This window comes from Streptococcus sp. 2021WUSS126 (assembly GCF_044427255.1).
Taxonomy (GTDB): Bacteria; Bacillota; Bacilli; order Lactobacillales; family Streptococcaceae; genus Streptococcus; species Streptococcus hashimotonensis.
Map to the genome: position 1 here is coordinate 28,292 of NZ_JAOTGI010000005.1, position 20,242 is coordinate 48,533.

Annotated in this window: 21 protein-coding genes; 3 read left to right on the forward strand and 18 right to left on the reverse strand. The window is 41.6% G+C overall.

Annotated features, from left to right (window positions below):
- Positions 1-23: 23 nt before the first annotated feature.
- On the reverse strand, positions 24-260 hold the full coding sequence (locus ODU39_RS03675) for a YneF family protein (RefSeq protein WP_024384571.1): 237 nt from the start codon (positions 258-260) through the stop codon (positions 24-26).
- 102 nt (positions 261-362) lie between these two features.
- Positions 363-1,610, reverse strand: a complete 1,248-nt coding sequence (locus ODU39_RS03680; RefSeq protein WP_105257455.1) for a diaminopimelate decarboxylase — start codon at positions 1,608-1,610, stop codon at positions 363-365.
- A 135-nt stretch (positions 1,611-1,745) separates the two neighbouring features.
- Here ODU39_RS03680 and pepC point away from each other — a divergent pair, with 135 nt between their 5' ends.
- Positions 1,746-3,077, forward strand: a complete 1,332-nt coding sequence (pepC, locus tag ODU39_RS03685) for an aminopeptidase C (protein ID WP_105257454.1) — start codon at positions 1,746-1,748, stop codon at positions 3,075-3,077.
- A gap of 49 nt (positions 3,078-3,126) precedes the next feature.
- Here the strand turns inward: pepC and ODU39_RS03690 are convergent, their stop codons facing one another.
- Genes ODU39_RS03690 through ODU39_RS03700 form a run of 3 tightly spaced genes read right to left on the reverse strand, consistent with a single transcriptional unit; the run spans position 3,127 to position 5,120 of the window.
- On the reverse strand, positions 3,127-3,828 hold the full coding sequence (locus tag ODU39_RS03690) for a Bax inhibitor-1/YccA family protein (protein ID WP_205014710.1): 702 nt from the start codon (positions 3,826-3,828) through the stop codon (positions 3,127-3,129).
- A gap of 21 nt (positions 3,829-3,849) precedes the next feature.
- On the reverse strand, positions 3,850-4,332 hold the full coding sequence (locus ODU39_RS03695; RefSeq protein WP_024405584.1) for an HD domain-containing protein: 483 nt from the start codon (positions 4,330-4,332) through the stop codon (positions 3,850-3,852).
- Between the two features lie 47 nt (positions 4,333-4,379).
- A complete protein-coding gene (locus ODU39_RS03700; RefSeq protein WP_398579927.1) occupies positions 4,380-5,120 on the reverse strand; it encodes a TrmH family RNA methyltransferase in 741 nt (246 codons plus the stop codon).
- Positions 5,121-5,250: 130 nt separating this feature from the next.
- Here ODU39_RS03700 and ODU39_RS03705 point away from each other — a divergent pair, with 130 nt between their 5' ends.
- On the forward strand, positions 5,251-5,532 hold the full coding sequence (locus ODU39_RS03705) for an acylphosphatase (protein WP_002942735.1): 282 nt from the start codon (positions 5,251-5,253) through the stop codon (positions 5,530-5,532).
- Positions 5,533-5,601: 69 nt separating this feature from the next.
- Positions 5,602-6,516 (forward strand): membrane protein insertase YidC, encoded by a 915-nt coding sequence (yidC, locus tag ODU39_RS03710; RefSeq protein ID WP_398579928.1) that lies wholly within the window; start codon positions 5,602-5,604, stop codon positions 6,514-6,516.
- 83 nt (positions 6,517-6,599) lie between these two features.
- Here yidC and greA read toward each other — a convergent pair whose 3' ends face one another.
- The 13 genes from greA to nrdR form a co-directional block, all read right to left on the reverse strand.
- Positions 6,600-7,082: a transcription elongation factor GreA gene (gene greA, locus ODU39_RS03715; protein WP_002938298.1), complete on the reverse strand. Its 483-nt coding sequence runs from the start codon at positions 7,080-7,082 to the stop codon at positions 6,600-6,602.
- A gap of 73 nt (positions 7,083-7,155) precedes the next feature.
- Positions 7,156-8,973, reverse strand: coding sequence for an endolytic transglycosylase MltG (gene mltG, locus ODU39_RS03720; protein WP_398579929.1), 1,818 nt, complete (start codon positions 8,971-8,973; stop codon positions 7,156-7,158).
- Between the two features lie 71 nt (positions 8,974-9,044).
- Positions 9,045-9,530: a GNAT family N-acetyltransferase gene (locus ODU39_RS03725; RefSeq protein WP_024406643.1), complete on the reverse strand. Its 486-nt coding sequence runs from the start codon at positions 9,528-9,530 to the stop codon at positions 9,045-9,047.
- 55 nt (positions 9,531-9,585) lie between these two features.
- The gene (murC, locus tag ODU39_RS03730; RefSeq protein WP_398579930.1) at positions 9,586-10,917 is read right to left on the reverse strand and encodes a UDP-N-acetylmuramate--L-alanine ligase; all 1,332 of its coding nucleotides are present in this window, start codon (positions 10,915-10,917) and stop codon (positions 9,586-9,588) included.
- 1 nt (position 10,918) lies between these two features.
- Positions 10,919-11,581, reverse strand: coding sequence for a hypothetical protein (locus ODU39_RS03735; protein ID WP_398579931.1), 663 nt, complete (start codon positions 11,579-11,581; stop codon positions 10,919-10,921).
- Between the two features lie 78 nt (positions 11,582-11,659).
- A complete protein-coding gene (locus tag ODU39_RS03740; RefSeq protein WP_398579932.1) occupies positions 11,660-14,752 on the reverse strand; it encodes an SNF2-related protein in 3,093 nt (1,030 codons plus the stop codon).
- A 139-nt stretch (positions 14,753-14,891) separates the two neighbouring features.
- Positions 14,892-15,200 carry a hypothetical protein gene (locus tag ODU39_RS03745; RefSeq protein ID WP_398579933.1) on the reverse strand — a complete coding sequence of 103 codons (309 nt, stop codon included), beginning with the start codon at positions 15,198-15,200 and terminating at the stop codon, positions 14,892-14,894.
- 1 nt (position 15,201) lies between these two features.
- Complete coding sequence (locus ODU39_RS03750; protein ID WP_024393867.1) at positions 15,202-15,540, reverse strand: hypothetical protein; 339 nt, start codon at positions 15,538-15,540, stop codon at positions 15,202-15,204.
- A gap of 67 nt (positions 15,541-15,607) precedes the next feature.
- The gene (der, locus tag ODU39_RS03755) at positions 15,608-16,918 is read right to left on the reverse strand and encodes a ribosome biogenesis GTPase Der (RefSeq protein ID WP_012027640.1); all 1,311 of its coding nucleotides are present in this window, start codon (positions 16,916-16,918) and stop codon (positions 15,608-15,610) included.
- 18 nt (positions 16,919-16,936) lie between these two features.
- The gene (locus tag ODU39_RS03760; RefSeq protein ID WP_029172750.1) at positions 16,937-17,650 is read right to left on the reverse strand and encodes an NADPH-dependent oxidoreductase; all 714 of its coding nucleotides are present in this window, start codon (positions 17,648-17,650) and stop codon (positions 16,937-16,939) included.
- Positions 17,647-18,546 (reverse strand): primosomal protein DnaI, encoded by a 900-nt coding sequence (dnaI, locus tag ODU39_RS03765; protein ID WP_398579934.1) that lies wholly within the window; start codon positions 18,544-18,546, stop codon positions 17,647-17,649. Before dnaI ends, ODU39_RS03760 begins: the two co-directional genes overlap by 4 nt.
- Complete coding sequence (locus ODU39_RS03770; protein ID WP_398579935.1) at positions 18,546-19,697, reverse strand: replication initiation/membrane attachment protein; 1,152 nt, start codon at positions 19,695-19,697, stop codon at positions 18,546-18,548. Before ODU39_RS03770 ends, dnaI begins: the two co-directional genes overlap by 1 nt.
- Positions 19,684-20,175 carry a transcriptional regulator NrdR gene (gene nrdR, locus ODU39_RS03775; protein WP_002938341.1) on the reverse strand — a complete coding sequence of 164 codons (492 nt, stop codon included), beginning with the start codon at positions 20,173-20,175 and terminating at the stop codon, positions 19,684-19,686. Before nrdR ends, ODU39_RS03770 begins: the two co-directional genes overlap by 14 nt.
- Between the last annotated feature and the right edge of the window lie 67 nt (positions 20,176-20,242).

Consider the following 20,242-nt stretch of genomic DNA (forward strand, 5'->3'; position numbering starts at 1 on the left):
TGAATATCCCAGTCCCAGTTTGATTATTTTTTCTTGCTTGCCACTTTTTGTTGGCTCTTGATTTGGCGAAGTACTTGTTGTACTTTTGCTTCGCTTGGTTTTTGACCCATTTGACTCATCATCAAACGCAAAGCATTTTCATCCAAAACTGGCTTGTCAGCAATATAGTTTTCCACCTGTCTACGTGACAAGTAAATACCTAAGGCTACACCACCTGCAAATGCCAATACAATAAGTAAAATTGCTAAACCTAAGTTCATCTGTCAATCTCCTGACTCTTCTAAAAATAATTCATTCGGAATTGCCCTGCGACAATCTCTTAATGAATCTATTATACCAAATTCAGCAGGCTTTTCCAAGACTTACCTGTCAAATTCAAAACCGTAAATGGTTGCGAAATAGTCCTCAGGTGTTTCAGCACGACGAATCATCCGCGCTGTGCCATCTTCTTGTAAAAGAATTTCAGAAGAACGCAGACGACCGTTGTAGTTGTAGCCCATGGAGAAGCCGTGGGCACCACTGTCATGAATGACCAAGGTGTCACCTACTTCTGCCCGTGGCAATTCACGATTAACTGCAAACTTGTCGTTGTTTTCACAGAGGGAACCTGCCACATCCACCACTTCGATTGGCGCATCTGGGTGCGTAATATTGGTGATATGGTGGTAGGCCCCATAGAAGGCTGGGCGCATGAGGTTGGCAGCTGATGCATCGACACCAATATAAGTCCGATAGGTTTCCTTACGATGAAGCACCTTTGTAATCAAGTGACCGTGTGGCGCCAACATAAAACGTCCCAATTCCGTAAAGATTTTTATATGTCCCATACCAGCTGGCGTGAGAATTTCCTCATAAACCTTACGAACTCCCTCACCAATGACAGCAATGTCGTTTGGTTCTTGCTCAGGACGATAGTTGACCCCAATCCCACCTGATAGGTTGATGAAGTCCAAGGTCACACCTGTTTCCTCACGAATTTCCAAGGCCAATTCAAAGAGTTGACGAGCCAAGACAGGATAGTAGTCATTTGTTACTGTATTCGAAGCTAGAAAGGCATGGATCCCAAACTGCTTTACACCCAGTTCTTTTAGCTCCTTATAGCCTTTCATCAACTGTTCCTTGGTCATCCCAAATTTAGACTCTTCTGGGTGGTCCATAATGTCCGTTCCCAGCGAGAAGACTCCTCCAGGATTGTAACGGAGGCAGACCGTTTCTGGAATCCCAGCAACATTTTTCAAAAATTCAATATGCTCATAGGCATCAAGGTTAATGGTCGCCCCAACTTTTCGAGCATAGACAAATTCTTGCGCTTGGGTATCATTGGATGTAAACATGATGTCTTTAAAGCCCAATTTTTCACTCATCAGCACTTCTACATCTGTTGCACAGTCCACTCCACAGCCTTCTTCTTGAAGAATTTTTAAAATAGCTGGAGTTGGAGTAGCCTTGACCGCAAAATATTCCTTAAAGCCCTTATTCCATGAAAAAGCTGCATTTAGGGCACGTGCCTTCTCACGAATGCCTTTTTCATCATACAAATGAAAAGGAGTCGGAAATTGCTCCGTAATGGTATCCAAAATTTCTTTACTAACAAATGGTGTCTTGGTCATGTCGCTACCTCATCAAATATTTTTCCTATTATATCACAAATATGTGAGGAACTGTAGCTTTCAACTCCACCAAATACTTGCAAAATAAATTACGAGCGTTATAATGTGAATATCATTAAAAAAAAGGAGTAATATATGTCAACATTAGATTTTGATTTTACAGAACGCTTGTATGCCAACTATCTAGCTAATCCAAGCCTACAGGCAACCGAAAATGCCGTGAGCCACAACGGACTTTTGAAATCCTTAGAAACACGCCAAAGCGCCATCGACAATGACTATGTCTTTTCAATCGACTTGACCAAGGACGCTGTTTCAAACCAAAAGGCTTCTGGACGTTGCTGGATGTTTGCTGCATTGAATACCTTCCGCCACAAGCTCATCTCAGACTTCAAGCTAGAGAATTTTGAGCTATCACAGGCCCATACCTTCTTTTGGGATAAATATGAAAAGTCCAACTGGTTCCTCGAACAAATCATTACTACAGCTGACCAAGAAATTGGTAGCCGTAAGGTAAAATTCTTATTGGATACCCCTCAACAAGATGGCGGTCAATGGGATATGGTTGTTGCCTTATTTGAAAAATATGGTGTGGTACCGAAATCCGTCTATCCAGAATCAATCTCATCCAGTGCCAGCCGTGAGCTCAATCAGTACCTTAACAAATTGCTCCGTCAAGATGCACAAATCTTGCGAGACCTCCTTGCCAAAGGAGCTTCCTCGGAAGAAGTTCAAGTACAAAAAGAAAACTTGCTTCAAGAAATCTTTAACTTCCTAGCCGTCAACCTTGGACTCCCTCCACGCAGCTTTGATTTTGCATATAGAGATAAGGACAATGTCTATCACCGTGATACAAATGTAACACCTCAGGTATTCTACGAGAAATACGTTGGTTTGAAACTATCTGACTATGTCTCCATTATCAACGCTCCTACAACTGACAAACCTTACAATAAATCTTATACAGTCGAATTGTTGGGGAACGTTGTTGGCGCCCCTGCTGTCCGCTACCTCAATGTAGAAATGAACCGGTTTAAAGAACTGGCTATTGCCCAACTCAAAGCTGGTGAGTCCGTTTGGTTTGGTTCCGATGTCGGTCAAAGTAGCAATCGTCAAACTGGTATTATGGCAACCAACACCTACGACTTCTCTTCAGGTCTGGGTATCCATTTCCATCAAGACAAGGCTGGAAGATTAGACTACTCCGAAAGTTTGATGACCCACGCTATGGTCTTAACTGGTGTTGATTTAGACGACAATGAGCAACCTCTCAAATGGAAAGTAGAAAACTCTTGGGGTGACAAGGTTGGTGACAAGGGATACTTCGTCGCATCAGATAGCTGGATGGACGAGTACACTTATCAGATTGTTGTCCGAAAAGAATTCCTCACACCAGAAGAACTAGCAGCTTATCAAGCTCAACCACAAGTCCTTGCCCCATGGGATCCAATGGGAGCTCTAGCATAACAAACGACATATAAAAAAAGAGGGCAACCCTCTTTTTTATATGTCATAATTAGTCTCTACTCAAACCACCAAAGATACGGAGTAAGTTGAGGAAGAGGTTGATGAAGTCAAGATAGAGCTGAAGCGCCATGGATACGACCCAACCTTGGCCAACATTACCACCAGTTTGTTCGAAAACATTGCGGATACGTTGGTTGTCATAAGCAATCAAACCTGAGAATACCAAAACAGAAATGATAGACATCATAAAGCTTAGACCTGAGCTACGAAGGAAGATATTAATAACACTTGCAATAATAATTCCCCATAGAGCTGCACGCAATGCCTGAGCCATACCAGAAAGATCCTTCTTCGTTGTCATCCCAATTACAGCCATGATAGCAAACATGAGAGCCGCTGACACGAAGGCGAGTACAACTGTTTCGCTAGTATAGAACATCAAAATCATGCTGATGGTAATCCCATTTGTTACTGAGTAGGCAAGAAACATTGGTAGAGCAATTGGACTATTTTTAGCTGCCATTGCTGAAGCAGAAACAACCAAGGCAATCTGACCAATCATAATCAGCATCATGATGATGGAACCTGCACTCAGCAGACTAAGCAATAAAGATTGAAAGACGGTCACAGCCAAGAATGAAACTAGAGCTGATAGACCAATTCCCATGGCAACCACACCATAAATTTTACCGAAGAAACGGTTGAGGGCGGTATTATCCACCTGATTAATAATAAATGAATCGTTATTCATACTATTCTCCTTTAAATCATTTTATTGAAACCGAAAGACCTTACGATTTTTCCACTTGTGTTGCAAGGGCAGACTCCACTCTCTCACAGCCCAATACTTATCCACACATGTCACAATCCAAGATTCCTTGTAGCGAGGAGGAGCGATTGTCGCACCAAACATATGCTTCACAATGATGTCTTCTTCTAGTTTATTGAGTTGAATGAGTTTCTGAGCATTGCGTTTAGCAATTCGTGGATGAACCCAAGCATGGCTCTTGTTGAATTTGGTATCTCTCCAATCATAGAAGAATAAATCATGCAATAGACCACCACGAGCTGTTGACTTGGCATCCCAACCAAATTTTTTCGCAATCTTATAGCTTGTATAAGATACGTTAATGGAATGTTCCAACCGTGTGGAGTAATAATGATGAGGAATCTTCCCCAATTTTTGAACTTTTGGTGTAGCAATTAAATGCCCCACATAGTCCATGTATTCTTTATCTTGTTTATATGCAACCATTCTTTGAACCTCGTTGGATTATTATACCACACTATAGTACAATTGGCTTAAATAAAGCTAAACAATAGAATGCCCGCCGCAATGGCTACATTGAGGCTTTCCGCCTGCCCTGGCATGGTAATATGGACAAGTTGATCCGCCTCATCGGCTACAAAAGTTGAAATTCCTTGACCTTCATTTCCCATAACCAAGGCAAAACTCGGATTTGGTGTAACTTCCTTATAGTCAACCGACTGACTAGAGAGGGTTGTTGCCAAGATTTGTATCTGATTGCTTTTTAAAGCAGAAAAAATAGCAGTGATCGGCATTCGATAAACTGGCAAGTGGAAATGACTCCCTTGCATGGAACGCAGAACTTTCATATTGTAAATATCTGCAGACTTATCCGATAGGAATACTCCATCAAAACCAGCTGCATCAGCTGTACGAATCATGGTACCAACATTTCCAGGGTCCTGCACATCCTCCAGAACCAAAAATTTTCCTGTTAAGACATCGGGTAAGGTCTGATTTGGTAAGGACAGTTGAGCTACTACCCCTTGCGGTGTCCGTGAGTCTGCCAAATCCTGCATAATATCTGAACTGACAACTGTTACATTGGATAAGCCAGCAACCCGATGAACATGTTCTTCTGATACCAAAATATGTTCAATAGGTACTTTGGCTGCCAAAGCCTCCTCCAACAAATGCCAACCTTCAATCAAATAAGAAGAAGTACGGTATTTTTTCTGTTGTAATTTCTTAACCTGCTTGACCAAATGATTGGCCTTTGAGCGAATGATCTCCATGAATGCCCCTTTTTCTATTACTGCTCAGCAACTTCAATTTTCCAACGGCTAAATCAATTATCTTGATTTTTGAACAGTCTTACCCAACCATGATATAATAAAGTAAATGTCTTGTCAAAAGGAGAAACTTATGCGAAAGGTAAAAATGATTGCATCTGGTCGTGTGCAAGGAGTCGGCTTTCGTTGGTCTGTTCAATTTTTAGCTGTGGAAATAGGCGACATCTACGGCAGAGTTTGGAATAATGATGATGGAACTGTCACCATCTTAGCTCAGTCAGATAATGCTGAGAAGCTCAGCCATTTTATCCATGAAATTCGGAAAGGGCCTTCTCGTATGGCCAAAGTCACCTATCTCGATGTTACCCTAGCCAATTTTGAGGACTATAAGGATTTTCAGGTGGCTTATAGATAAAACTTGTATATTTTGAACAAAAAAAGTAAAATAGAGAGTATACTGAAAAAAATAAAGGAACGAAAAAAATTGAAAAATAAACGTCTACTCATGTTGTCAGGCATGGCCTTATCAACACTTCTTTTCTTATCTGGTTGTGTTCAAACTGATAAAAGCGGAAATCCTACAGGTCTCATTTGGGATTGGTTGGGACAACCAATGTCCAACTTAATTCGCTTCTTTGCAGAAGATCAAGCTCTAGGATTTGGTCTTGCTATTATCATCGTCACCTTATTGGTTCGATTCATCATCCTCCCATTGGGAATTTACCAATCTTGGAAAGCTGCTATCCAATCTGAGAAGATGAATTATCTCAAACCGATTTTAGGCCCAATCCAGGAGCGCATGAAAAATGCAAGCTCTCAAGAAGAGCAACTTGCTGCGCAACAAGAGTATTTTGCAACTCAAAAACAATACGGTGTGAGCATGCTCGGCGGAATCGGTTGTTTGCCGATGCTGATTCAAATGCCATTCTTCTCTGCGATCTACTTTGCGGCTCGCCACACACCAGGAATTTCTGAAGCCACTTTCCTTGGTATTAATTTAGGTTCAACTAGCCTGATTTTGACAGTCGTTGCTGGTATTTTGTACTATGCCCAATCGCTCTTAATGCAAGTCGGCATGGATGAAGAACAGAAAAAACAAATGAAAACCATGGCTCTGATGAATCCAATTATGATCATGATGTTCTCATTCGGGTCTCCTGCTGGAGTGACTCTCTACTGGGTTGTCGGTGGTCTCTTCGGTATTCTTCAACAAGCTATTACAAACTTCATTTTGAAACCTCGTATTCGTAAACAAGTGGAAGAGGAATTCAAAAATATCACAGTGACAGCAACTCCTCGTAAAACAAAGGATGCTACTCCAACTGCTTCAGCAGTCATTGAAGAAAAAACAAACAATAAGAAGAAAAATCGTAATTCTGGAAAACAACGTTCTAGATAATAAATACTAAAAGATTGGGATTCCCAATCTTTTTTAGTACCTTCGCGAATAAAAAGAGAGAATCTTTCGACTCTCTCCACACCTTATTTCGTTTTTTCAACCTTCAAGATTTTTACATCATAGCTACCAGCAGGTGTTTCAATTGTTGCAACATCTCCTGTTTTTTTACCAATCAAAGCATGGCCAATTGGGCTTTCATTTGAAATCTTGTTTGCAAAGGCATCTGCACCTGCAGCACCAACGATATGATAGACTTCTTCTTCGGTCTCACCAACTTCTTGAACAGTCACAGTCTTACCAATTGCCACTTCATCCGCCGCAACTGCATCACTGTTTACGATTTCAGCATAGCGAATTTTTGTTTCGATTGTTGAGATTTGACCTTCAACAAATGCCTGTTCATCTTTAGCTGCTTCGTACTCAGAGTTCTCTGAAAGGTCTCCGTAAGAACGAGCAATTTTAATACGTTCAACAATTTCTGGTCGACGAACTAGCTTTAGTTCCTCTAGTTCTTTTTCTAATTTTTCCTTTTCTTCCAAGGTCATTGGATATGTTTTTTCTGCCATTTGTCTTTCCTTTTCTTTTATTTTTCATGAAAACAAAATTATGTGGAAAACCACATAATTTTGTTGTAAGAATTTATTCATTATTAAGATGTGCATTTACATACTTAGCAACGTTTTGGTTATGTTCATCAATATTATTTGTAAAGTAAACATTTCCAGTTGTAACATCTGCTACAAAGTAAAGATAGTCTGTTGTGTTGGCATTAATCACTGCTTCGATAGCCGAAAGGCTTGGACTATCCACTGGTCCAGGCATCAATCCTGGTGTCCAATAAATGTTGTATGGTGACTCAATTGATGTATCAATCGCTACATCTTCTGCCAGAGTTGTTTCTTGACCAAGTTTACCCTGCGCATACAAGATGGCAATATTGGATTGTAGAGGCATTGCTGCATTCAAGCGGTTAAAGAAGACACTTGCAATGTTTCGACGATCTTCATCAGTAGAACCTTCTTTTTCAACCAAAGATGCCAAGGTAAGAACTTCATTTACAGTCAAATTCTTAGCAGTAATCGTTTCATAATATGGTTGTAAACGATTATCCATCGCGGCAATCATTTGCTCAACGAGCTCTTCGATAGTTGTTTCATCGCTGTATTCATAAACCGCTGGGAAGAGGTAACCTTCCAACTGATAAATAACTCCACTATTAGCAGCTGGTAGGCTGGCAAACAATTTTGGATAGGTAGCAACCATTCGATTAATAAAATCTTGGTTGGTTACAGTAGCCATAAACTGTTCTGCAGTAAATGGTGTTTTATCGTTCTTATCTTTTGTATTAGTATTGTCTGTAATAGCCTGAGCAATTTGTGTTAACGTATACCCTTCAACAATCAAAACCTTCCCTGCGGCTTCTTTTTGAGCTGTCGGAGTTCCGCTTTCTTGAAGTGCTTTGGCGATGTCATCCACAGACATATTTTGTTTCAAATTATAAAAACCACTTTGGAAATTATTATAACTCTTAATTTTAGAGTAGTAATTAAAAATAGTAGCATTCTTAATCAACTTGTTGTCAACTAAAATTTTACCAATTTCTAAAGTTGAAGATCCTTCTGGAATCTCTACCTGAATAGTTTCTGTAGCTTTTACATTAACTGGTTCCAGACTAGATTTTACCCACATATAACCAGTAACACCTGTCACTAGAACTGCCACTACAACAATTGACATGATAACAGAGACAATGTGTTTAGCGGCGTTATCTTGTTTTTTACGACGTTGCTTGCTTGTTCTGTGGGTTGTTCTTCTTCTGGGTTGTGTTTCCTGCATCTGCTTGTCTACTTCTGGAACAATAGCCGTTGTCTTTGGAGCAATAATAGTTTCCTCTAGTGAGATGATTTCTGTATCACCAGTCACAGCTGACACGTCTTCCGTTGGAAATTCCAAAAATGTATCTTCTAAAGGAGAATTTCCCGGAAGGACAGACTCTACTGGCTCAGAAACTGACGAGCTTGATGGTACTTCATCAAATCCTGCCGTATTAGCAGCCACAAGATTCCTTAATTTCTCCAAGTTTCGTTCAACAGTATCTTGTGGAACTGGACTTGAAACGACTTCTTTTTCAATCACAAAAGTCTCTGGAGTAGCCAAAGTTTCTGATGTTGGCTCTTCGATACTTTCCGTCATCACTTCTGATTCTTGCTGTTCTTCTGACAAGTATGAATCAGGAAAGGCAATCCCTTCTACTTTTACAATTTCAGTCTCTCTATGGGGGGCTTTTTCTTCGGCAAGACTAGGCTGGAGCTCGTTGATAACTTCATTACGCTTATCAACAAGAACATCCGCTGATTGTTCCGCCAAACGTTTCACCTTCAATTCTTCCAAATCTCGTAAAATTTGATCGCGGAAGCTTGAAGACTGCGTGTTTTTTTCATTCGTATCCTTTGTCACGCTGTTACTCCTTTCACACAGTTACTATACATTATATCTTAAAGGCTTATGAATTGCAAGAACTTCCCTTTCTACAAGGCTTTCCAGTACATATCACTCCACATTTGTCCTCCAAATTGCGACAAGGAGGGGCCAAAGTCTTCAAACTGGTTCATTTCATAGTAGCCAATCAAATACTCCTTACAGGTCAGGGAAACTCCTTCAAATCCTCCTGCTAAAGCCACTTCTTTTATGGCTGCCAACAAAAGAGTTCCCACTCCCTGTCCCTTATAGGTATCCGCTACGGATAGACTGGCAATAGCTAGGTGACTGCCTGTCGGCATGTCACTCTCTGTCAAGTAAAAAATATCGTCTGTAACAGTCTGCGAAACAGAAGGACAGGATAATAAATATCCTGCTATTTCCCCATCGTGTTCCATTATTAAACAGGTTTTACTCAAAGCATTCAGATAAATGGCGAGAACAGACTCAGCTATTTGTTCTTCTTTGGAAAAATTGGCATTTTCAATCAAAACAACTTGTTCTAAATCCGAAGGAGTAGCAAAACGAATTTCCATAATTTTCTCCCTTATATAGCGGAAAAACAGGGGCCATAGGCCTCCGTCTTTCTTTTTATTGGACGTTATTTGTGAGATTTGACAAGAGTCTTTCGAAGGAATATTCATAGGACTGAATATCACCAGCTCCCATAAATACATATACTGCATTGTCATGGTCTAAAAGTGGTGAAGTATTTTCAACTGTAACAAGTCCACCTTTTTTGTTGATTTTAGCCGCCAAATCTTCTACCTTAACCTGACCATTGTCTGTTTCACGCGCTGATCCATAAATTTGAGCAAGGTAAACTGCATCTGCTCCATTCAAAGCATCTGCGAACTCATCAAGAAGCGCAATGGTACGAGTGAATGTATGTGGTTGGAAGATGGCTACCAACTCCTTGCTAGGATACTTCTGACGTGCCGCATCAATGGTTGCAATGATTTCCGTTGGATGGTGAGCAAAGTCATCAATGATAACAGTATCATTGACAATTTTCTCCGTAAAGCGACGTTTGACACCTCCGAACGTCTTCATGTGCTCTGCAATCAGTTGCAAATCAAATCCAGCAATATAAAGATTGGCAATAACAGCTGTTGCATTCATCACATTATGCTTACCAAAGGTTGGAATTTGGAATTCTCCCAACTCTTCTTCACCATGGCGAACTTTGAATTGTGAACCATTAGTAGAAGGCTTCAAGTCATAGGCAACAAAATCATTATTGTTTTCCAAGCCATAATAGTAGATTGGAGCATTTGCCGTGATACGACGAAGTTGCTCATCTTCACCAAAAACGAAGAGAGCTTTTTTTACTTGCTTCGCATAATCATTGAAAGCATTGAAAACATCCTCTAGACTAGTGAAATAATCTGGATGGTCAAAATCAATATTGGTAATGATGCTGTATTCAGGATGGTATGGGGCAAAGTGACGTTCGTATTCATCGGATTCGAACACAAAATACTGAGCATTTGCCGAACCGCGACCAGTACCATCACCAATCAGGAAGGAAGTATCTGTGATATTGCGCATAACATGTGCCAATAATCCCGTTGTAGAGGTCTTACCATGGGCACCAGCAACACCGAGGCTCGTAAAACCTTTCATAAATTCACCTAGAAATTCATGGTAACGTTTGTAGGTATAGCCTTGGGCATCAGCATAAGCGATTTCCACATTGTTATCTGGACGAAAAGCATTACCAGCAATCAATTCGACATCTGCTGTAATATTTTTCTCATCAAATGGTAAAATCTGAATCCCAGCTTGTTCAAGCCCGCGTTGTGTAAAGTAGTATTTCTCTACATCACTACCTTGAACCTTATGCCCCATTTGATGCAACATAAGAGCAAGTGCGCTCATACCTGATCCCTTAATTCCGATAAAATGATAGGTTTTTGTCATGTTATTCCTCTTCTATATGTGTCAAATTCAATTCTTGTGCCACTTGGCGATCTCGTTGTTGTCTGCGCTCAGGATAATTGTAAACCTGACTCTTTCTTAAAAAGTCATACGAATTTTTCTTTATAACCTGCTCCTGTTCTCTATCTTCTTTCTTCAAAGAATAGACAGCTGGCATATCAGCGAGAATATAATCTGTCTGACGTAGGTTGTCCGCCAAACGTGTCAACCGACCTGCCTTAGGTTCAGTTGTTGAAACGATAGGAGGTTTCACCACAACTTTAGCTGGTGCTGGTTTTTCATCTCTTAAGTAGGTTGCTGATCGTTTTTTCTTCAAGTCTTCTCTAGCCTGTTCACGAGCCAACTGCCCCTGTGTTTTCACTGGAGAAGGCTTCGTTTTAGTCAGTTGCTGAAGGCGTTCCTTGCGAGAATAATGGCTTGGCTTAGCTTCAAACAGAGGAGGCAGGAGCTCATCTTCCGTTTGTGCTACTGGTTTTGCCGACGCAACTCGCTGTGAATCGGTAGACCAGCTAAATTCCTTTTCTTGATAAGGTCCCCTGATATTGCTAATCAGGTCGCTCTCATCATATAAACTCATAATTGGATTTTCTCCAACTAGTACCTCATCATCTGCGACTAGTGGAAATCTTTTTTCATGTCTAATCATAAGTCATCCTTTCGAACCCTTATTATACCATACTTAGGCCTTATTTCCTAATTCTACGCTGAGTCAACTGATTCCGTATCACTCAATCCCTAAAATCTCGCGAATGTCCTCAACCGTCAAATTCGCTCGGCTTTCATTGCCATCAAGGACTGTTTTGACAAGGTTCTTTTTATTTTCTTGCAATTCTTGAATCTTCTCTTCGATTGTCCCTCTAGTAATCAGGCGATAACATTCAACCTTTTCAGTCTGCCCCATGCGATGAGCCCGACTGATAGCCTGAGCTTCCACGGCAGGATTCCACCAAAGATCGACTAGGATGACTGTGTCTGCACCTGTCAAATTCAAGCCTACGCCACCTGCTTTCAAGGAAATGAGAAAGGCATCTCGACTTCCTGCATTGAAGGCCTGTGTCATTTCTTGGCGTTGGTTAGCAGGGGTTGAACCAGTCAGAGTATAGGATGTCATCCCAATTTCTATCAGCTGTTCTTCTATTTTTTCCAGCATATTTCTGAATTGGGAGAATATCAAGACCCTGTGTTCACCTTCTTTTAGCTGCAAGAGTAATTCTTTCAAACTATTAAGTTTGCCACTTTCACCACTAAACTCTTCCATGAAAAGGCTTGGTGTATCGCAGATTTGACGTAAGCGAGTAATTCCTGATAGGATTTCTATCTTGCTACGATTGATTTGAGCATCATCTGCGCCAGCTATTTGAGTCCGCATTTGTTGAAGCTGGGCTAGGTAGATGGCTTTTTGTTCATCTGTCAGTTCATTAAGTACATTGACTTCTATCAAATCAGGTAATTCCTGAAGAACGTCTTCCTTATGACGTCTGAGAACGAAGGGTTGAATAGTCCGCGCAATGTCCTTGGCTGCTAATTTACCGAAGTCTTGTTTGCCTGGCAATAAACCTGGTAAGACAATTTGGAAAATGGACCAGAGTTCCGTCAAATGGTTTTCAATCGGCGTACCTGAGAGGGCAAAGCAATTCCCAACCTCAAACTCACGCAGTAGCTGTGCAATCTTAGATTGGGCATTTTTCATGACCTGTGCCTCATCCAAAATGAGGTAGTCAAAGCGTTCCTGTCTATAGAGTGCAACATCCTGTCTGAAGGATGGATAGGAGGTAACTAATACTTGGTGACCATTGGCAATGATCTCTTCACGCTGTTCCTTGTTTCCATGGACAACAGCCACATCTAAACTTGGAGCAAACCGCTTGCACTCATCTAACCAGTTATAAATCAAGCTGGATGGTGCCAATATTAAAACTTTGGAATCTTTTGTCATCCGACTGGACAGAAAGGCGATAGTTTGCAAGGTCTTTCCAAGCCCCATGTCATCAGCTAAAATTCCACCAAAACCATACGTATCCAGCATAGTCAACCACTTAAGCCCGGTCTGCTGATAATCCCTAAGCGACGTTGTTACTTCCACATCAGGAAGCGGGAACAAATCTGGCTGAGCTAGATAGCTTGCCATTTCCTCAAATTCCTTGGAGAAACTGACTTGGTTGAATTGTGACAAGGATTGAGCCAATTGGTAACCGGCAAGAGCATGGACTTGTACCTGCCCCTCCTTACCATGACGGGCCCGCAGATAGACTAGGGTTTGACTGATTTTCTTGGTTTCCTCATCAAAAACAAATACCTTACCACTCGGGCTAGTATAGTGGTCCTCTTGATTCAGCAAGGCTGTAATCGCCTGATCGATTTCAGATTGTTCAATACCTGATAAGTCAAACGAAATATCCAAAAGTGAGCCGTTACGCACAATTTCTAATTGAGGTTTGGCTTCAATATATAAAGCCTGGAGCCTTTCTGCTAGATGAACCTGCCCCATTTTTTGTAATATAGGCAATTGTTGTTGGAAAAATGGATAGAGCTCCTGCTGACTAAGAGCTGCTCTCTGGGCATGATATGTCCCCCTAAAGCCAGCTAGACGAATAGCCTGATAGACCCTCTCCAAATGTTGGAAATGGCTGGCAAAAGGCAGGAGAGCCAAATCCTCCTCACTCCTTACCTTACGTCCATCAAAATCCAAAACCAATTGGAGTGATAAACTTTCATTTGCTTCCATCTGAATATGAAATTCTGGCTTGAAATCATGAATGATAAAGCGTTTAGGTGCCTTAACAGTCCCAATTGTCTGCAAATCCAGCAAGCTTAAAGCCAGACGATTTTGGTCAGGGAAATCCACCTGCACCTTTCTCAAACCTGATTCGGTTGGAACAAGTTCGGAAATTTGGTAAATCAGATGTTCTTGATGGCGATTGATACTATAAACCGTGCCATTTGCTAAGAGATAGCGCCCATGAAAAAGAGGTCGGACCGTTTTTTCGTGAATAACCATTTCAATCATCTGCGTGTGAACGGTCACCTCAAAATGATAGAGCCCTTCCTCCCCTGTCAACGGAAGAACCATCAAGGAGGAATAGGACTGCTGTTGATAGGAAAAGTTAAAATGTTCTAGCTGATTTAACAGCTCCAACCCCTCCTCAAAATAGGCTTGTGGCAGACGAAAATGTCGTCCAAAATGAGTAAGAATATCCGAATCTATACCAACTTTCTCTGGTACCAAGGCCCAGAGAAAATCCAGGAGAGCCTGACTTGGTTCATCAAAATTTTCATAAGGAACTTGCTCATAATAATTTTTACCTATCTGATAGTGACCGTTGGCTTTCACAATGCGCAAAAAAGCTCCGATGTCCCGCACAATGTACGAACGTGTATCTGGCAAGCGGGTAATTTTCAAGGTCCAATCTATCTGACGATCATAGGGCAATAAGCTCCCTTCAACTGATAACTGATACTTAAGCCCCAGTTCTGGTTCTGGCCGCAAAATTTCATCTAAAAAGAGACCGCCAAAATAAGTCCGACGGACGGTTTCCTTATGTTGTTCACCATCTTCTTCCAAAGACTGCTTCATATCCTTGCCTGAGGCATCATTTTTTAAAAAATACTCCGTGGCAGCTAGGTGTTGACAGTAGCCCTTACTTTGAAATAACTGGCAACTACACTGTAAATCGCTATCTGCATCGCCGTAAGTAAAGCGCTCACCAGCAATATCCAGCACCATCTTTCCATTCTCACTATGAAGAACAGTCAGTTTTCCAGCCTCATACAAATCAATTCCTTCTTGGCGAATCCGCCCTGGCATCATGCGACCCATTCTAACTCCTTTATCCTTCAACCAATCATTAGCTCTTCTGTAAAATGTATCTAAAATATTATCTTTTCATTATAGCATATTTTCAATTTGAATTGTTTAAATAGGTATCAAAAAAACACCAGCTGGTAAACTGATGTCTCTAATGAATAGCTAAATAATAAATCGTTGCTTGCCACATTTTCAAGATTGTTTTTCCGCTTTTCCAAAGCCAAAATAGAGCAAATAGCAGGAAAACAACTGCCACTACTACGTTAATCAAGCCTTTTCCATCCAAGAAAAACTTGAAAAAGAAGACAGTCACACAAGTAAGTAAGGCAAGGAGTAAGACATGAATCAGAACCCCCAACCAACCTAGCCAATAGCGAAGGCCAAAAGGAGGATACTTTCTTTCATCAAAGTCTGCTAGACCAGCCAAAAACTCAACCAGCAACTCACCCAAAAATTCCATACTAGCCTACCTTTCTTACCTGTCGATAATATTTGGTTCGTCGAATCATCATCTTGATAGCCTTAAAGGAAAGTAAGGTTAGCATACTAGCCACGAATAAACAAAAAAGAAATATCACGACCAATGGCTGTTTATACTGATTATAGACCATAATCGAACCACCTGTAAAGGCTATAAAATAGGATACCAAAGTCACCAAATTGAGCCAAATACAAGCCGCTAGTCCCAGCCAATACCGAAAGCCGAAAGGTTTATACTGACTATCTTCATAGAAAATAAAATAGAAAGCCGAGATAGAAAGCACTATAAAGAATAATCGCCAAATCGGAAACGCTACCATACCAACACCTCCAAATCCATTCTAGCATATTTACGAATAGGTGCAAAGAAAAAAGAGGTCGCCCTCTTTACTTCCGTTTCCGTGCAATCAGATGAATCGGTGTTCCTTCAAAGACAAAGGCCTTGCGGATTTGATTTTCCAAGAAACGCATATAGGAGAAGTGCATGAGCTCTTCTTCGTTGACAAAGACCACAAAAGTTGGTGGCTTGGTCGCAACTTGTGTCGCGTAGAAAATCTTGAGGCGTTTACCTTTATCAGTCGGTGTTGGATTGATGGCAATAGCATCCATGATGACATCGTTAAGCACAGCCGACGGAATGCGGGTATTTTGGCTTTCACTAATAGCCTTGATCATCTCAGGCAATTTGTGCAAACGTTGCTTGGTCAAGGCTGATACAAAGATAATCGGTGCGTATGACAAATACTGGAATTGGTCACGAATATCGTCTTCCCACTGCTTCATGGTATGGTTGTCTTTTTCAAGTGTATCCCACTTGTTGACTACGATAATCATTCCCTTACCAGCTTCATGGGCAAAGCCTGCGATACGTTTGTCATACTCACGGATACCTTCTTCGGCATTGATAACCATCAATATGACATCCGAGCGTTCAATGGCACGCATGGCACGCATAACAGAATATTTCTCGGTATTTTCATAGACCTTACCAGACTTGCGCATCCCTGCGGTATCAATCATGGTAAATTCTTGACCTTCTGGGTCTGTAAAGTGCGTATCAATAGCATCACGAGTCGTTCCAGCAACAGGCGAGGCAATCACGCGCTCTTCACCCAAAATAGCGTTAATCAAACTTGATTTACCAACGTTTGGACGACCAATCAAGCTGAACTTGATAATATCTGGATTTTCTTCTGCTTCCTGAGCTGGTAGGTTTTCAATGATGGCATCCAAGACATCCCCTGTTCCGATACCATGTACAGAAGATACTGGATAAGGATCGCCAAGACCGAGTGAATAGAAATCGTAGATGTCATTACGCATTTCAGGGTTATCGACTTTATTGACAACCAAAATAACTGGTTTGTTTGTCTTGTAAAGAATGCGCGATACATACTCGTCAGCATCCGTCACACCTTCCTTGCCTGATACGACAAAGACGATAACGTCCGCTTCATCCATAGCAATCTCAGCCTGATGCTTGATTTGCTCCATGAAAGGTGCATCCACATCATCAATACCGCCTGTATCAATCAAGGAAAACTTACGATTCAGCCACTCACCAGTAGCATAAATACGGTCGCGGGTCACACCTTCAACGTCTTCTACGATAGAAATACGTTCCCCCGCAATACGGTTAAATAAGGTTGATTTACCAACATTGGGACGTCCAACGATGGCGATAGTTGGTAGAGCCATAGCTCCTCCTCTTCTAGTTTACAATAATTTATTTTTTTCTAATAGAGCCCTTGTTTCTGGCTGTTCTGCCTGTCCGAACTGGGCAACCATACGCTCCGACCAAGTTTCTGTCTGACGGGCACCTGCATAGTCTGTCTGAACTTGGTCGTAGGCTTGGATGACTTCCACGCCTTGCTCCACATATTCTTCCTGAAAGACAATGGTTTCACTTGCCAAACGTGGTTTGACAGGATGGTTTTGGGCTGGTCGACCCAAGGCAATACAGAAAATGGGATAGGTATAATCTGGCAAGTTGAACAGCTCTGCTATTGCCAAGGCCTTATGGCGAATCATACCGATAAAGACGCCACCGTAACCTAAGCTTTCCGCTGCCAAGAGGGCGTTTTGCCCTGCTAGGCTCGCATCAACAGAAGAAATCAGGAGATTCTCTGTTCCTTTGACATCAAAGTCTGAACCATGGAGTTGAGCCGCCTTGCTGGCACGATTATGGTCGCCCACAAAAACCAGAATGGCCTGAGCCTGTAAAATAGCTGGCTGGGGCACCAAATCATAGAGAGCCTGTTTTTTCTCCTCCGACTGCACCACAATGATGGAATAAGACTGGAAATTCTTCCAGCTAGACGCAGCTCGCCCAGCTGAAATAATAGCTTGCAGATGTTCCGTCTCAATGGGCTCTTCCGTAAAACGACGGACGGAAGTATGGTTCAGCATCAAATCAATGGTTTCATTCATCGGCGGTTATTTCCTTTCAAATGCAAATCGCGAGCCAGATAGCGAATCCGCTCCATAACCCGTTTGGCCTGCCAGGTCTCATCACCAGACTTACCAGAGGCGAAATGACGCTCCAAATCATCAAAGGAGAAATTAGACGTAAAGAAGGTCGGCAGATTTTCCTGCATACGGTATTGAAGAATGACCTGTAGAACATCATCACGTACCCACGGACTATGTTGCTCCGCTCCAATGTCATCTAGCACCAAGACCTGAGCCATCTTGATTTCATCAATCCGCTCCTTGACAGAACCATCTTTGATGGCATTTTTTATATCGACAACAAAGGTTGGATAGTGGAGCATGGTGGTAGAAAGGTGGTGAATGGTTGATAAACGGTGAGCCAAGTAAGCCATCAAATAACTTTTTCCAATCCCGAAATTACCATATATATAAAGACCTTTTGGCTGTTCATCAAAATGCTTAACAAAAGTAGCAATAGCATCATAAACTTCTTCACGATTAATATCCGTAAAATCCAAGTCCTCACCTGTAACTTTTTTAAGAGCCTGAGGCATATTGATAAGATGGATACGGTTCTTGATAGCTTCCAAACGACGGTACTCGACCAATTCTTCTGTCTCAAGATAAGAAACATCCGCATAGCCCTCATTCATGACCAAAACTGGTTGATACCCCTTAGCAATATAGGATTGGTCTCGCTTGACAAAGAGGTCTCGCTGGCTGATATATTCCAAAAACTTTGAAATGGACAAGGTGATTTCCTGCTGGGTCAATCCTTCTTTTTTGATAAAAGCAGCGACTTCAGGATCACTCACTATCTCCTGATAGAGTTGCTGATAAGATTTTGGACTTGGATTGGTTGCCTGAGACAATCTGTCTTGTACTGATTTCATCAGCTACCTCCCTTACTTTCGTTTTCTAACATTCGTTTCCTGAGTGCTTCCATTCTTGCTTGAGCTTCTGGACTGTTATCCATGACAACCTCTTCCTTACTCCACTCAGGCACATTGGTTTTCTGTGGCTGGCTTGGCTTGGTAACAGCTTGACCTGTCTTCAACTCTCTTAGGTAAAGAACAGCTGCCTCCGCACTGCCAATTCCCTTGTAGGAAAAATCATTGCCCAGCTTCATAGCGTATTTTTCATTCAGATTGGCTGAGTCCACCTTGTTAAAGGTATAGAGGACCAAGACATTGATAACTTCATCAAGCAGACCCAAATTTGCCAAATCCGTCAAGCATTTTCGTTCTGTTCCTGTCACAGCTGCCTTCCGTTGCTCCTTGATAAAGGACAGGAAGGTTAGACTGGATTTTGATTTCGCTTCACGAACAATGGCTTGTTCTTGAGCAGTGAGGTTGGCGCTTTCTGTTGGCAATGACTGACGTGACTGCTGCAAGCGTTTGGTCGAGATCGTCTGTCCAATAGCTGTTGCTTTAGACTGACGATAGGTTTCCAACCAAGTCCAGCCTGCCTGCTCTGCTATGTAACTAAGCGCAATAATATCCTCAGCTTCATCCTGAAAAAGAAGCTTATCCTTGGCCATCAAGGCCTTGAAGGCAGACCAGTCAAAATCATGTTTCGGTTCAAAAACAACTGGAGCCTGCCCATCCATGGTAAAGACCTGAGAAAATGTTTTTGAGATATTCTGTTCCTGATTGGGTAGGTGAACAAGCAGATTCTCCATGCTTGACTCCCCAATCTTCCTTGCCAACAAGTTCTTATACAAGGGTTTCGCTAGAAAACTTTTTACGGTCAGAGGGGCTTGTAGCGCCAAACCTGTTAATTCTTCTGCACGATAGAGTTCTAGGAGCCCCATGGCAGTCAGAATATCCAGAGCCTTCTCTAAACGATTCATCCCAAAATCCATGTGATTGAGAATGACAGTCCATTTGTAACGTCCTTGCCCTTGATCGGCAAAACTATAAAAGTAATAATAAAGCGCTAATGCATCAAAACCGATAATCGGCTGGTAGCATTGGCTAAGACTGACAATATCAGGTGTAAACGGGCTGATTTTTATATAGGCAAATAAATCATTTGGTTTCATCTTTTTTTCCCGGTTTTACCTTACTTCCTTTGGAAATCATCTGCTTAAGCAAATTTTCTAGCTCTCCAACATCTTTGAAAGAACGATAAACCGATGCAAAACGCACATAGGTGATTTCATCCAATTCGACCAATTCTTCCATTACCAAATTCCCAATGACATCGGATTCTATTTCACTATCACCTTGTGCTCGCACCTTCTGTTCAATCCGATTCACCACTTCATCAATATCATCGGTTGACACAGGGCGCTTTTGAGCAGAACGAATAATCCCATTGAAAATCTTTTCACGTGAAAACTGCTCTCTAGTTCCGTCTTTTTTCACAACGACTAGAGTTTTCTCTTCAATCCGTTCATAGGTGGTAAAACGTTGACCACATTGGTCGCAGGAACGACGACGACGGATGGTATTGCCATCTTCAGCCTGACGACTATCAATGACACTTGATTTCAAACTCTGACATTTTGGACAACGCATACTCTTCTCCTACATAAACTTTATCACTTCAGTATAGCATAAAAATGACAAAAATAAAAGAAAGCGA

Coding starts and splice junctions, on each gene's coding strand:
- ODU39_RS03675 (WP_024384571.1), bottom strand. CDS start 260: ATGAACTTAGGTTTAGCAATTTTACTTATTGTATTGGCATTTGCAGGT.
- ODU39_RS03680 (WP_105257455.1), bottom strand. CDS start 1,610: ATGACCAAGACACCATTTGTTAGTAAAGAAATTTTGGATACCATTACG.
- pepC (WP_105257454.1), top strand. CDS start 1,746: ATGTCAACATTAGATTTTGATTTTACAGAACGCTTGTATGCCAACTAT.
- ODU39_RS03690 (WP_205014710.1), bottom strand. CDS start 3,828: ATGAATAACGATTCATTTATTATTAATCAGGTGGATAATACCGCCCTC.
- ODU39_RS03695 (WP_024405584.1), bottom strand. CDS start 4,332: ATGGTTGCATATAAACAAGATAAAGAATACATGGACTATGTGGGGCAT.
- ODU39_RS03700 (WP_398579927.1), bottom strand. CDS start 5,120: ATGGAGATCATTCGCTCAAAGGCCAATCATTTGGTCAAGCAGGTTAAG.
- ODU39_RS03705 (WP_002942735.1), top strand. CDS start 5,251: ATGCGAAAGGTAAAAATGATTGCATCTGGTCGTGTGCAAGGAGTCGGC.
- greA (WP_002938298.1), bottom strand. CDS start 7,082: ATGGCAGAAAAAACATATCCAATGACCTTGGAAGAAAAGGAAAAATTA.
- ODU39_RS03725 (WP_024406643.1), bottom strand. CDS start 9,530: ATGGAAATTCGTTTTGCTACTCCTTCGGATTTAGAACAAGTTGTTTTG.
- murC (WP_398579930.1), bottom strand. CDS start 10,917: ATGACAAAAACCTATCATTTTATCGGAATTAAGGGATCAGGTATGAGC.
- ODU39_RS03735 (WP_398579931.1), bottom strand. CDS start 11,581: ATGATTAGACATGAAAAAAGATTTCCACTAGTCGCAGATGATGAGGTA.
- ODU39_RS03740 (WP_398579932.1), bottom strand. CDS start 14,752: ATGGGTCGCATGATGCCAGGGCGGATTCGCCAAGAAGGAATTGATTTG.
- ODU39_RS03745 (WP_398579933.1), bottom strand. CDS start 15,200: ATGGAATTTTTGGGTGAGTTGCTGGTTGAGTTTTTGGCTGGTCTAGCA.
- ODU39_RS03750 (WP_024393867.1), bottom strand. CDS start 15,540: ATGGTAGCGTTTCCGATTTGGCGATTATTCTTTATAGTGCTTTCTATC.
- der (WP_012027640.1), bottom strand. CDS start 16,918: ATGGCTCTACCAACTATCGCCATCGTTGGACGTCCCAATGTTGGTAAA.
- ODU39_RS03760 (WP_029172750.1), bottom strand. CDS start 17,650: ATGAATGAAACCATTGATTTGATGCTGAACCATACTTCCGTCCGTCGT.
- dnaI (WP_398579934.1), bottom strand. CDS start 18,546: ATGAAATCAGTACAAGACAGATTGTCTCAGGCAACCAATCCAAGTCCA.
- ODU39_RS03770 (WP_398579935.1), bottom strand. CDS start 19,697: ATGAAACCAAATGATTTATTTGCCTATATAAAAATCAGCCCGTTTACA.
- nrdR (WP_002938341.1), bottom strand. CDS start 20,175: ATGCGTTGTCCAAAATGTCAGAGTTTGAAATCAAGTGTCATTGATAGT.